Raw genomic sequence first — 12,298 nt, 5'->3', positions numbered from 1 at the left:
TGACTTTTCCCGCCGCCTGCCCATAGGCCCTTGCAGGGCTGGACATGCGAAAGGCAAAGCCATGCTCAGGAAGACCCGCCTGTCCCTTTCCCTGGCGCTGGCGGCACCCGCCGCCCTGGCCGGGCCGGCCGCACCACCGGCCGAGGGGCGCGTCACCGTCACCTATGTCGCGCCCGAAACCTTTCGCGACCGCGAGTTCCGCCGCGCCCGCAGCCGCGCCTCGGCGCTGGCCGAGTTCGACCGCTGGTTCGCCGAACTGGGCGCGCGCTGCCTTCTCCCCGGCCAGAGCCTTGCCATCGAGGTGCTGGACATCGACTGGCGGGCGAGTTCGAACCCAGGCGCACCGGCTTTGACGACGTGCGCATCCTGCGCGCCGCCACCCCGCCGCGCATCCACCTGCGCTACCGGCTGATGCAGGACGGCGCCACCATCCGCGCGGTTGAAGAACGGCTGACCGACATGAACTGTCTTTCGGACCCGCGCGGGCATGGCGGCAGCCGGCGCTTCGTCCGTGCGGATGGTGCAGGACTGGTTCTGCAAGGCCTTCGCCGCGCCGCAGCGACCCGCCGGCGCCTGCCTTTCCGGCTGACCGGCAAGCCCCGGCAGGCGTTCAACCCTCGATGCGCCCGCCATCGACATCCAGCCCGCCCGAGAAAACCCGGCTTGCGCGGATATCGGCCTCGGTGATGGTGGACAGGGTGCGCGCATCGACCGGCGCATCGCCGGAAAACAGCCGGTTCGCCTGGCGCAGCCGGGCCCTGTCCAGCGCATTGCGGATCGAGCGGGCATTGGCGAAATGCGGCTGGTCACGGCGCAGGCGGATATAGTCCTCCATCGCCGCCCGCCCGGCCTCGTCGAAAACATAGCCCTGGTTCTCCAGCATCGCGGCCGAGATCCGCCCCAGCTCTTCGTCAGTATAATCGGGAAATTCGATGTGATGGGCGATGCGCGAGCGGAAACCCGGATTGGCGGCGAAGAAACGGTCCATCCGGTCGGCATAGCCGGCCATGATGACCACCAGGTCGTCGCGGTTGTTCTCCATCACCTGCAGCAGGATCTCGATCGCCTCCTGGCCATAGTCGCGCTCGTTGTCGGGCTTGTAGAGGTAATAGGCCTCGTCGATGAACAGAACGCCGCCCATGGCCTTCTTCAGGACTTCCTTGGTCTTGGGCGCGGTATGGCCGATATATTGCCCGACCAGGTCGTCGCGGGTGACGCTGACCAGGTGGCCCTTGCGCACATAGCCCAGGCGATGCAGCAGCCCGGCCATCTTCAAGGCCACCGTGGTCTTGCCGGTGCCCGGATTGCCGGTAAAGCTCATGTGCAGGGTGGGGGTCTCATGGGCCAGCCCCAGGTCGCGCCGCGCCCGGTCCACCAAGAGCAGGGCCGCCGTCTCGCGGATCCTCTGCTTCACCGGCGCCAGCCCGATCAACTCGCGGTCCAGCTCGTCCAGGATCTCGCGCACGCCCGAGGTTTCATACTCGGCCTTCAGATCCACGGTCGCCAGCGTCTCGCCCATATCGCCGTCCATCAGCCTTTCTCCGTTTCGCAAATACTCTCGGGGGGTCCGGGGGGCAGACGGCCCCCCGGTCCGGCAGTGGTGTCAGCCGACCATCTCATGCGTGTAGCGGATGTGCCGGCCATCGGCCTCCATGCGCCAGGTTCTGAAGCTCGGCTCGCTTTCCGGGCGGTTGACGATAAAGGACATCATCACCGTCTCCCATCCCCGCGTGCTGTCGAAGGCGTTGATGCGGATATACTTGTCGCCATGCGCCTTGCGGCAGTCGTCCAGCTCCATCATCACGCCCTTGGCGTCTTTCAGGTCGAACATCGGGTTGCCCCACATCTCCCAATAGGTGTTGCGGGGATGCGGCTCGGAGGTCCACTCGATCCCGACCGCCCAGTCGCGCGACAGGATGTATTCCACCTGGTCGCGGATCTGCTCGTCCGTCAGATCGGGCAGGAAGGAAAAGCAGCCCTGAGTGATACGCATGTGATCTCTCCCTTAGCTGACGGACGCGGTCGGAACGAAGTCCGAGGTGTCGGTCGAGGTATAGTTGAAGGTGATGTTGCCCCAGGTATCCAGCGCCGCCTCCAGCGGCTTGCACCATTTGGCGGCCTTGCGCAGGACTTCCGGGCCTTCGTTTGCGATGTCGACGCCTTCGTTGCGCGCCAGGACCATGGCCTCCAGCGCCACGCGGTTCGCGGTCGCGCCGGCCTGGATGCCCATCGGGTGGCCGATGGTGCCGCCGCCGAATTGCAGCACCACGTCGTCGCCGAACAGGTCCAGCAGCTGGTGCATCTGCCCGGCATGGATGCCGCCCGAGGCGACCGGCATGGTCTTTTTCAGGTTGGCCCAGTCCTGCTCGAAGAAGATGCCGCGCGGCAGGTCGACCGCGTTCACCGTCTCGCGGCAGACGTTGTAATAGCCCTGCACGGTCATCGGATCGCCTTCCAGCTTGCCGACGGCGGTGCCGGTATGCAGGTGATCGACCCCGGCCATGCGCAGCCACTTGGCGATCACGCGGAAGCTGATGCCGTGGTTCTTCTGCCGGGTATAGGTGCCGTGGCCGGCGCGGTGCATGTGCAGGATCATGTCGTTCTGCCGGCACCAGTTCGAGATCGACTGGATCGCGGTCCAGCCGACGATCAGGTCCACCATGACGATGACCGAGCCCAGCTCCTTGGCCAGTTCGGCGCGGCGATACATCTCTTCCATGGTGCCGGCGGTGATGTTGAGATAGTGCCCCTTGACCTCGCCGGTGGCGGCCGTGGCCTTGTTCACCGCCTCCATGCAGTAGAGGAAGCGGTCGCGCCAATGCATGAAGGGTTGCGAGTTGATGTTCTCGTCGTCCTTCATGAAGTCGAGCCCGCCCTTCAGCCCCTCATAGACCACGCGGCCGTAGTTCTTGCCCGACAGCCCCAGCTTGGGCTTGGTGGTGGCGCCCAGCAGGGGACGGCCGAACTTGTCCAGCCGCTCGCGCTCGACCACGATGCCGGTGGGCGGGCCGGCAAAGGTCTTCATGTAGGCGACCGGGAAGCGCATGTCCTCCAGCCGGGCGGCCTTCAGCGGCTTGAAGCTGAAGACGTTGCCGATGATCGAGGCGGTGACGTTGGCGATCGAGCCTTCCTCGAACAGGATCAGGTCATAGGCGACATAGCAGAAATACTGCCCCGGCGTGCCCGGCACCGGCTCGACCTTATAGGCTTTCGCGCGATACTGGTCGCAGGCGGTCAGCCGGTCGGTCCAGACCACGGTCCAGGTCGCGGTCGAGCTTTCGCCGGCCACCGCCGCCGCTGCCTCGATCGGGTCCACGCCCTCTTGCGGGGTGATGCGGAACAGGGCCAGGATGTCAGTGTCCTTGGGCTGGTAGTCGCCGTCCCAATAGCCCATCTGGGCGTATTTCAGCACGCCGGCCGCATAGCGCTTCTTCTTGTCGGTGATTTCCGACTTGCTCATCTCGTTCATCGGGCTTCCTCCTCCTCAGGCGGCTTTCGCGCCAGTGATTGCCGGGTCCAGCGCCCCCGACGCGTAGCGTTTGGCCATCTCGTCCATCGGGATGACCCTGATCTTGCTGGCATGGCCCGCGGTGCCGAAGCGTTCGAAGCGGTCGCGGCACAGGGCCGTCAGCTCCTTCATCGCCGGGATCAGGAACTTGCGGGGGTCGAATTCATCGGGCTTGTCGCGGGCGATCTTGCGGAACTGCCCGGTCATCGCCATGCGGCAATCGGTGTCGATATTCACCTTGCGCACGCCGTGGCGGATGCCGCGCTCGATCTCCTCGACCGGGACGCCATAGGTCTGCGGCATCTGGCCGCCGGCCTCGTTGATCAGGTCTTGCAGATATTGCGGCACCGAGCTGGAGCCGTGCATGACCAGATGCGTGCCGGGCAGGCGCTCGTGGATCGCCTCGATCACATGCATGGCCAGGATGTCGCCATCGGGCTTGCGGCTGAACTTGTAGGCGCCATGGCTGGTGCCGCAGGCGATGGCCAGCGCGTCGCAATGGGTGCGGGCGACGAAATCCACCGCCTGATCGGGGTCGGTCAGAAGCTGGCTGTGGTCCAGCTTGCCCTCGGCGCCCGAGCCGTCCTCGGCCGCGGCTTCGCCGGTCTCCAGGCTGCCCAGCACGCCCAGCTCGCCCTCGACCGAGGCGCCGACGGCATGGGCGGCCTCGGAGACCTTGGCCGTCACCGCGACGTTATAGTCGTAATCGGCGGGCGTCTTCATGTCCTCATGCAGCGAGCCGTCCATCATCACGCTGGTGAATCCGTGCCGGATCGCCGACATGCAGGTGGCCAGGTTGTTGCCGTGGTCCTGGTGCAGGCAGATCGGGATGGTCGGGTTCATCTCGGCCAGCGCCTCGACCATGCGCCGCAGCATGATGTCGCCGGCATAGGAACGGGCGCCGCGGCTGGCCTGCAGGATCACCGGCGCATCGACCTCGGCCGCCGCCTTCACGATGGCCAGCCCCTGTTCCATGTTGTTGATGTTGAAGGCGGGCACGCCGTAGCCATGCTCGGCGGCGTGGTCCAGAAGCTGTCGCAGCGTGATGAGGGCCATCACTTTCCTCCCTGGATAAGCTGGTTGGCAAGGTCGGCGGCACGTTCGGCGGTGATGCCGAAATGCCGGTAAAGCGCGGGGGCGGGGGCCGAGGCGCCAAAGCCGGCCATGCCGATGAAACCGTCGCCGGGGCGCAGGAAAAGCCCGTCCCAGCCCTGGCGGATCAGCGCCTCGATGCCGATGCGCGGGGCGCGGCCCAGCACCGCTTCGCGTTCGGCCTGCGGGCGCTGGGCGAACAGCTCGAAGCAGGGGGCCGAGACGACGGCGGCGCGCACGCCCTGCGCGGCCAGCAGATCGGCGGCCTCCAGCGCGATCTCGACCTCCGAGCCGGTGGCGATCAGCGTCGCGTCGCGCGCGCCCTCGGTCTCGCGCAGGACATAGGCGCCCTGGCGGCTCAGGTTCTCGTCATCGGCCTTAAGCCGCACGGCGGGCAGGTTCTGGCGCGACAGGCACAGGACCGAGGGGCTGGCGGGCGCGGTCAGCGCGATCTCCCAGGCCTCGGCGGTCTCGACCGCATCGGCGGGGCGGAAGACCATCAGGTTCGGGATCGCCCGCAGCGCCGCGACATGCTCGACCGGCTGGTGGGTCGGCCCGTCCTCGCCCAGGCCGATGCTGTCATGGGTCATGACATGGACGACCGGCACCCCCATCAGCGCGCCCAGCCGGATCGCCGGGCGGGAATAGTCGGAAAAGGCCAGGAAGGTGCCGCCATAGGGGACAAAGCCCCCGTGCAGCGCCAGGCCGTTCATGATCGCGGCCATGCCGTGTTCGCGGATGCCGTAATGGACATAGCGGCCCAGCCGCTCGGCCGGCGTCACCGAGACCATGCCCTTGCTGCGGGTGTTGTTCGAGCCGGTCAGGTCGGCCGAGCCGCCCACCGTGTTCGGCAGCGTGGCGTTCACCACCTCCAGCGCCATTTCCGAGGCCTTGCGGGTCGCCACCTTGGGCCGGTCGGCGGCCAGCTTTGCCGTATAGTCGCGGATGGCGCTACGCAGCGCCGCCGCATCGGGCGCGGCCAGCATGGCGTTGAAACGGCCCTGATCTGGGGACGTTTCCAGCCGCTTCTGCCATGCTGACCGCGCCTCGGCCCCTCGCGCGGAGACACAGCGCCAGGAGTCCAGGATGTCTTGGGGTATTTCGAAGGGCGAATGGTTCCAGCCCAGATGCGCGCGCGCCGCCGCGATCTCGTCGGCGCCCAGCGGCGCGCCATGCACGTCGTGGCTGCCCTGCTTGTTGGGCGCGCCATAGCCGATCACCGTCTTGCAGGCGATGAGCGAGGGGCGCTCATCCGCCCGCGCGGCCTCGATCGCGGCGGCCACCGCCTCGCGGTCATGGCCGTCCACCGCCTGCACATGCCAGCTCGCGGCGGCAAAGCGCGCCATCTGGTCGGTCGAGGTGGACAGGTCGGTATGGCCGTCGATGGTGATGCCGTTGTCATCCCACATCAGGATCAGCCGGCCCAGCCGCTGGTGGCCGGCAAAGTCGATGGCCTCGTGGCTGATGCCCTCCATCAGGCAGCCGTCGCCCGAGATGACATAGGTCCAGTGATCGACCAGCCCGTCGCCGAAGCGGGCGTTCATCATCCGCTCGGCCAGCGCCATGCCGACGGCGGTGGCTAGCCCCTGGCCCAGCGGGCCGGTGGTGGTCTCGATCCCCTTGGCATGGCCGTATTCGGGATGGCCGGCGGTGCGCGCGCCCAGCTGGCGGAAATTCCGCAGTTGGTCCATGTCCATGTCGTCATAGCCCAGCATGTGGTTGATCGCATAGACCAGCATCGAGCCATGGCCCGCCGACATCACGAAGCGGTCGCGGTCGGGCCAGGCGGCATCCGCCGGGTCGATCTTCATGAAGCGGTTGAACAGCACCGCGGCCACGTCGGCCATGCCCATGGGCGCGCCCGGATGGCCGGATTTCGCGGCCTCGACCGCATCCATCGCCAGCGCGCGGATGGCATTGGCCATCTGCGCCTCCATACCGGTGTCGATCCTTGCCATCTGGTTCATCCTCTTTCCCTCCCTTCAGGCCCGTTTCGATTCGTTGACCAGACGCAGGATCATCGGCGTCAGGATCAGCTGCATGGCGAGGTCCAGCTTCGGCCCCGGAATGACGATGGAATTGGCGCGGCTCATCCACGAGCCCTGGATCATCGAGGTCAGATAGGGAAAATCGATGCCGCGCGGGTTCTTGAAGCGGATCACCACCAGGCTTTCGTCCGCCGTGGGGATCCAGCGCGCGATGAACGGGTCCGAGGTATCGACCACCGGGACGCGCTGGAAGTTGATGTCGGTTTCGGTGAACTGCGGGCAGATCACATGCACATAGGCATGCATGCGGCGCAGGATCACGTCGGTCACGGCCTCGGTCGAATAGCCGCGGCTGGCCTTGTCGCGGTGGATCTTCTGGATCCATTCCAGGTTGATGACCGGCACCACGCCGATCTTCAGGTCGGCCTGGCCGGCGATGTCGATGCCGTCCGAGCGGACCGCGCCATGCAGCCCCTCGTAGAACAGCAGGTCCGAGCCGGGGGCGAAATCCTCCCATGCCGTGAACTGGCCGGGGGGCGTGCCGTATTTCTCGGCCTCGCGGTCGTCGTGGACGTAATGCCGGGTCTGGCCGGTGCCGGTCTGGCCGTAATGGCGAAACACCTGTTCCAGGCGCTCCAGCTCGTTGGCCTCGATGCTGAAATGGCTGAAGGTGTGGTCGCCCGCCTCGGTCCGGCGCGCCAGTTCGGCCTTCATCGCCGCGCGGTCGAAGCGGTGGAAGGCGTCGCCCTCGATGCTGACGGCGGTGATCTTCTCGCGGCGGAAGATCTGGTCGAAGGTGTTCTTGATCGTGGTGGTGCCCGCGCCCGACGAGCCGGTGACGGAAATGATCGGGTGTTTCTTGCTCATGGTGTCCCTTCTTTTTCCAGATCAGGCCCGGAACAGGCCGCGATGGCCGAACAGCGCCGAGACCTCGGTCTGGGGCAGTTCGTGATAGGCGGCGATGCGGGCGACCTTCTCGGCCGAGCCGAAGACGAAGGGCGTGCGCTGGTGCAGGCGCGCCGCGCCCTGGTCGAGGATCGGGACCAGCCCGTCGGTGGCGCGACCGCCGGCCTGTTCGACCAGCAAGGCGATGGGCGCGCATTCGTAAAGCATGCGCAGCCGGCCCGAGCCGTAGCCCTCGCGCGCGTCGCCGGGATACAGGAACACGCCGCCCCGGATCAGGATGCGGTGGGTTTCCGCCACCAGCGAGGCGATCCAGCGCATGTTGAAGTTCTGTTCGCGCGGGCCGTCGCTGCCGGCCAGGCAATCGTCGATATAGGCGCGGATCGGCTGCGGCCAGTGCCGGTAGTTCGAGGCGTTGATGGCGAATTCCAGGGCGCTTTCGGGCATCTCCTGCCGGGCCGTCACCAGCCGGAAGCCGTCGCTGTCGGGGTCCAGCGCGTAATGCTGCACGCCGTCGCCGAACGTGACCATCATGGCGCAGCGCGGGCCGTAGATGATGTAGCCCCCGCCGATCTGCTGGCGCGCCGGGCGCAGGAAGCTGGCCTCGGCCGTCGCCTCGGCGGGATAGATCGAAAAGATCGTGCCGATCGAGACATTGGTGTCGATGTTCGAGGAGCCGTCCAGCGGGTCGATGGCGACGGCCAGCCGGCCCGCGGGGTCCAGCGCCACGGCCTCGTCCTGTTCCTCCGAGGCGAGCCAGCGCACCCCCGCGCCGGCCAGCGCCTGGCGGAACAGGTCGTCCGCCATCACGTCCAGCGCCTTCTGCCCGTCGCCATCCGCATTGGTCCCGACCGGCGAGGCAAGGTCGCCACCCCGGCGGATGATCGCGGCAAGCCGGGCCCCGGCCTCGGCCATCGCCCGCATCACGGGGCGCAACTCCTCGGGAATGCGGTCGGTCTGGATTGTCTCGGCGGTCATCTGCCCCTCCTCTGGCGCGTCCCGTCTTCTTGTTGACATGTCCAGATTTTAAGGAACATTTAATAATACAAAAATGTATTTCGGAAATTCTGAATGAAGCGGATCAGTGCCATAACCCTGCGCCAGCTGCGCGTGCTGCGCGCCGTCATCGACAGCGGCTCGCTGACCGGGGCGGCGGGGCTGCTGAGCCTCAGCCCGCCCGCGATCCACAGCCAGCTGCGTGCGCTGGAGGATCTGCTCGGCGCCCCCATGGTGATCCGGGGCGAGCATGGCGCCTTCCTTGCCACCGAAGAGGGGCGGGCGGTGCTGGAAGCCGAGGCGCAGATCGCCATCGCGCTTGAAACCTGCGCGCGGCGGGTGGCGGCGCTGCAAAGCGGCCATACCGGCAATGTCTCGCTGGGGGTGGTCTCGACCGGCAAGTATTTCGCGCCGCGCCTCGTCGCCGACCTGCGCCGCGCGTTGCCCGAGGTCGAGGTGACGCTGCGCATCGGCAACCGCGACGCGGTAATCCAGTGGCTGACCTCGCGGGCGCTGGACCTGGCGATCATGGGCCGGCCGCCGCGCAGCCCGGCGGTGGTGGCCGAGCCCATCGGCCCGCATCCCCATATCATCGTGGCGCCCCCCGATCACCCGCTGGCCGCCGCCGATCCGGCGACGCCGCGCGATCTCCTGGCCGAGACCTATCTGGCGCGCGAGCCCGGCTCGGGCACGCGCATCCTGATGACGCGCTTCCTGGACCGGATCGGCGACGGCACGCCCTGGCGCATGGTCGAGATGGGCACGAACGAGACCATCAAGCAGGCGGTGATCGCGGGCTTGGGCATCGCGCTGATCTCGCAGCACACGGTGACCGAGGAATTGCGCGCCGGCCGGCTGGTGGCGCTGAAGGCCGAGGGGCTGCCGATCCAGCGCAACTGGTTCCTGATCCGGCGCGAGGACATGGCGCTGTCGCCGGCGGGACGGCGCGTGCATGATCATGTCCTGGGGCTGAAGGGCGGCTTCCTGCCCACGGTCGAATCGTAAGCGCCGGCCGCGGCGGATCGCCTGCGGCCGGCGCTTGCCTTGCGGGGTCAGTCCTCCAGCGGCTTGCCGGCGGTCTCGCGCGCCATCAGCATGGCGACCAGCGCCAGACCGGCGGCGCCGACCAGATACCAGGCCGGGGCCAGCTTGCTGCCGGTCACGCTGATCAGCCAGGTCGCGACGAAGGGCGCGGTGCCGCCAAACAGCGCATTCGCGGTGTTGAAGCTGAAGGCGAAGCCGGAATAGCGCACGCGGGTCGGAAAGATCTCGGACAGGAAGCAGGGCAGGGTGCCGTCGTTAATGGTCAGCAGTGCGCCGAAGGCGATCTGGATCAGCACGATGGTGGCGAAGCTCGCGCCGTCGAGCATGCTGAACAGCGGCACGGTCAGGCCCATGAACAGCACCGAGGCGGTGATCAGCGCCGTTTTGCGCCCCAGCCGGTCCGACAGCATGCCCATCAGGAAGATCAGGAAGATGTAGCTGGCCAGCGAGATGCTGGTGGCCAGAAAGGCCTGGGCCTTGCCCATGCCCATCTCGGTCGAGAGATAGGTGGGCATGTAGCTGAGGATCAGGTAGAAGCCCACGGCGTTGAGGCAGGTGACGCCGAAGGCGATGGCGATCTGCCGGCGATGGTTGCGAAACAGCTCGCGCACCGGGGTGGCCTCGACGTGATGGGTCTTTTCCAGCTCGCGGAATTTCGGCGTGTCCTCCAGCCGCAGCCGAATATAAAGGCCGATGAAGCCCAGAGGCAGCGCCAGCAGGAAGGGGATGCGCCAGCCGAAGCTTTGCATCTGCGCCTCGTCCAGGAAGGCGAAGAGCCCCGCCGACATCAGCGAACCGGCCAGCAGCCCCGCTGCGGTCGAGGCCGGTACGATGCTGGTGTAAAGGCCGCGGCGATGGGTCGGGGAATATTCGGCGATGAACGAGGTGGCGCCGGCATATTCGCCCGCCGCCGAAAAGCCCTGCACCATGCGCACCAGCAGCAGAAGCACCGGCGCCAGCAGGCCGATCTGGTGATAGGACGGCAAGAGCGCGATGACGGTGGTGGCGCCCGACATGATCAGGATCGACCAGGACAGCGCGGTGCGCCGGCCGACCCGGTCGCCGATCGCGCCCCAGATGATGCCGCCGACCGGGCGGATGATGAACGAGATGGCAAAGACCGCGAAGGTCGCCAGCAGCGCGCTGGTCGGCGCGATCTCGGGGAAGAAGGCATGGGCGATGACGGTGGCGAAATAGCCGTATGAGGCATAGTCGAACCATTCGACGAAATTGCCGACGAAGCTGGCGCCCAGCACCTTCTTCACCACGTCGGGCGAAACCTCGGTGTCTTGCGCCGCATCCTGCGGCATGTCGGCCGCCGCGGCGAGCGTTGGATTGGACATTGTTACCCTCCCTTGGGTGTTCCTGCCGGCCTCCTCTGCCGGCAATGGCCTTTCGGCCCGGCCCGCGGGGGATGCGGGCCGGTGGCGGCGGTCGCAACCGCCGTTACGCGATCCGCCCGCCGGATGGTCCGGCGGGCGGCGGGGGATCAGGCGGCCTTGGCCTTGCCCCTGACGATCAGATGCTCGGGTCCATAGGGGAAGCCGGTGATGTTGCGGTTCCCGCCTTCCTCGATCACCAGGATGTCGTGTTCGCGATAGCCGCCGGCGCCGGGCATGCCCTCGGGGATGGTGATCATCGGCTCCATCGAGACGACCATGCCGGGCTCCAGCACCGTGTCGCAATCCTCGCGCAGCTCCAGCCCCGCCTCGCGGCCGTAATAGTGGCACAGCACCCCGAAGCTGTGGCCATAGCCGAAGCTGCGGTATTGCAGCAGGTTCTCGGCCGCATACATCTCGTTCAGCTCGGCCGCGATCTCCGAGCATTTCTTGCCCGGCACCAGCAATTCCTTGCCGCGGTCATGGACCTTGCAGTTGAACTCCCACAGCCGGACATGTTCGTCGCTGGCCTGCTCGGCGAAGAGCGTGCGCTCCAGCGCGACGTAATAGCCCGCGACCATGGGGAAGCAGTTCAGCGACAGGATGTCGCCGCGCTGGATCTTGCGGCTCGTCACCGGGTTGTGGGCGCCGTCGGTGTTCACGCCGGACTGGAACCAGGTCCAGCTGTCCAGCAGTTCGGCATGGGGCCAGGTTTTCGCGATCTCGCGCACCATGGCGGCGGTGGAATGCAGCGCCACCTCATGCTCGGGCACGCCCACGGCCACCGCCTCGACGCAGGCCGCGCCGCCCAGATCGGCGATACGGGCCATCTCGGTGATATGGGCGATCTCCTCGGCCGATTTGATCATGCGCAGCCGCATGGCAGGCGCTGCGATATCGACGAACGCGACGCCGGGAAACTCCGCCTTCAGCAGGTCGAGCAGGTCGATGTTGACATGGTCGAACTCGATGCCGATGCGTCGGGCCTGGCCGGCCAGTTGGCGCAGCGCATGAAAATAATTGTCCTTCTGCCAGTCGGTATAGGTGACGTTTCCGCCGAAGCTGCGCCGCCAGGGCTGGCCGCCGTCGATGCCGGCGCTGATGGTGGTCGCCTTGTCATGGTCGATCACCAGCCCGTAGCGGCGGCCGAACTGGCAATAGAGGAAATCGGCGTAATAATTGATGTTGTGATACGAGGTGAACAGCGCCGCATCGATGCCTGCCTGCGCCATATGCGCCCGGATTGCATCCTGGCGGCGCTGCATTTCCGTGGCCGAGAAGGTCGGGACCGCCTTCTCGCCATTGCCGACGAAACTCTGGAGCCTGTCGCGTTGCATGGGATGTCCTTTTGTCTTTTGGGGGTTCGGATGGCGGCAGGATCGGTTCCG

Annotated in this window: 10 protein-coding genes and 1 pseudogene; 2 read left to right on the top strand and 9 right to left on the bottom strand. The window is 66.9% G+C overall.

Annotated features, from left to right (window positions below; genetic code table 11):
• Positions 1–61: 61 nt before the first annotated feature.
• A pseudogene (locus tag ACNKFW_RS07210) lies at positions 62–687 on the top strand (DUF3016 domain-containing protein).
• Here ACNKFW_RS07210 and cbbX read toward each other — a convergent pair.
• The 7 genes from cbbX to ACNKFW_RS07175 all read right to left on the bottom strand — a co-directional run bounded on the left by cbbX (position 611) and on the right by ACNKFW_RS07175 (position 8,469).
• Positions 611–1,531 carry a CbbX protein gene (cbbX, locus tag ACNKFW_RS07205; protein ID WP_167521775.1) on the bottom strand — a complete coding sequence of 307 codons (921 nt, stop codon included), beginning with the start codon at positions 1,529–1,531 and terminating at the stop codon, positions 611–613. The pseudogene ACNKFW_RS07210 and the gene cbbX sit on opposite strands and share 77 nt — an antisense overlap.
• Before the next feature lie 72 nt (positions 1,532–1,603).
• Positions 1,604–1,993 (bottom strand): ribulose bisphosphate carboxylase small subunit, encoded by a 390-nt coding sequence (locus tag ACNKFW_RS07200; protein WP_024844388.1) that lies wholly within the window; start codon positions 1,991–1,993, stop codon positions 1,604–1,606.
• A 12-nt stretch (positions 1,994–2,005) separates the two neighbouring features.
• Positions 2,006–3,469: a form I ribulose bisphosphate carboxylase large subunit gene (locus tag ACNKFW_RS07195; RefSeq protein ID WP_024844389.1), complete on the bottom strand. Its 1,464-nt coding sequence runs from the start codon at positions 3,467–3,469 to the stop codon at positions 2,006–2,008.
• Positions 3,470–3,484: 15 nt separating this feature from the next.
• The gene (gene fba, locus ACNKFW_RS07190) at positions 3,485–4,564 is read right to left on the bottom strand and encodes a class II fructose-bisphosphate aldolase (RefSeq protein ID WP_024844390.1); all 1,080 of its coding nucleotides are present in this window, start codon (positions 4,562–4,564) and stop codon (positions 3,485–3,487) included.
• Positions 4,564–6,567 carry a transketolase gene (gene tkt / locus ACNKFW_RS07185; RefSeq protein WP_147427969.1) on the bottom strand — a complete coding sequence of 668 codons (2,004 nt, stop codon included), beginning with the start codon at positions 6,565–6,567 and terminating at the stop codon, positions 4,564–4,566. The genes fba and tkt overlap by 1 nt, the downstream gene beginning before the upstream one ends.
• Positions 6,568–6,582: 15 nt before the next feature.
• Complete coding sequence (locus ACNKFW_RS07180) at positions 6,583–7,455, bottom strand: phosphoribulokinase (RefSeq protein WP_024844392.1); 873 nt, start codon at positions 7,453–7,455, stop codon at positions 6,583–6,585.
• 21 nt (positions 7,456–7,476) lie between these two features.
• Positions 7,477–8,469 (bottom strand): class 1 fructose-bisphosphatase, encoded by a 993-nt coding sequence (locus ACNKFW_RS07175; protein WP_024844393.1) that lies wholly within the window; start codon positions 8,467–8,469, stop codon positions 7,477–7,479.
• 93 nt (positions 8,470–8,562) lie between these two features.
• Between ACNKFW_RS07175 and cbbR the strand changes: the two genes are divergently transcribed.
• Entirely contained in the window at positions 8,563–9,492 is a 930-nt protein-coding gene (gene cbbR, locus ACNKFW_RS07170; RefSeq protein WP_024844394.1) for a LysR family regulator CbbR, read from the top strand.
• 47 nt (positions 9,493–9,539) lie between these two features.
• Here the strand turns inward: cbbR and ACNKFW_RS07165 are convergent, their stop codons facing one another.
• Together ACNKFW_RS07165 and ACNKFW_RS07160 are read right to left on the bottom strand one after the other, a co-directional pair.
• A complete protein-coding gene (locus ACNKFW_RS07165) occupies positions 9,540–10,874 on the bottom strand; it encodes an MFS transporter (RefSeq protein ID WP_147427970.1) in 1,335 nt (444 codons plus the stop codon).
• Between the two features lie 146 nt (positions 10,875–11,020).
• Positions 11,021–12,247 (bottom strand): aminopeptidase P family protein, encoded by a 1,227-nt coding sequence (locus ACNKFW_RS07160; RefSeq protein WP_147427971.1) that lies wholly within the window; start codon positions 12,245–12,247, stop codon positions 11,021–11,023.
• Positions 12,248–12,298 lie beyond the last annotated feature (51 nt).

The organism is Paracoccus sp. TD-10 (assembly GCF_048270675.1).
GTDB lineage: Bacteria > Pseudomonadota > Alphaproteobacteria > Rhodobacterales > Rhodobacteraceae > Paracoccus > Paracoccus pantotrophus.
This window is presented reverse-complemented; position numbering and strand designations above follow the sequence as displayed.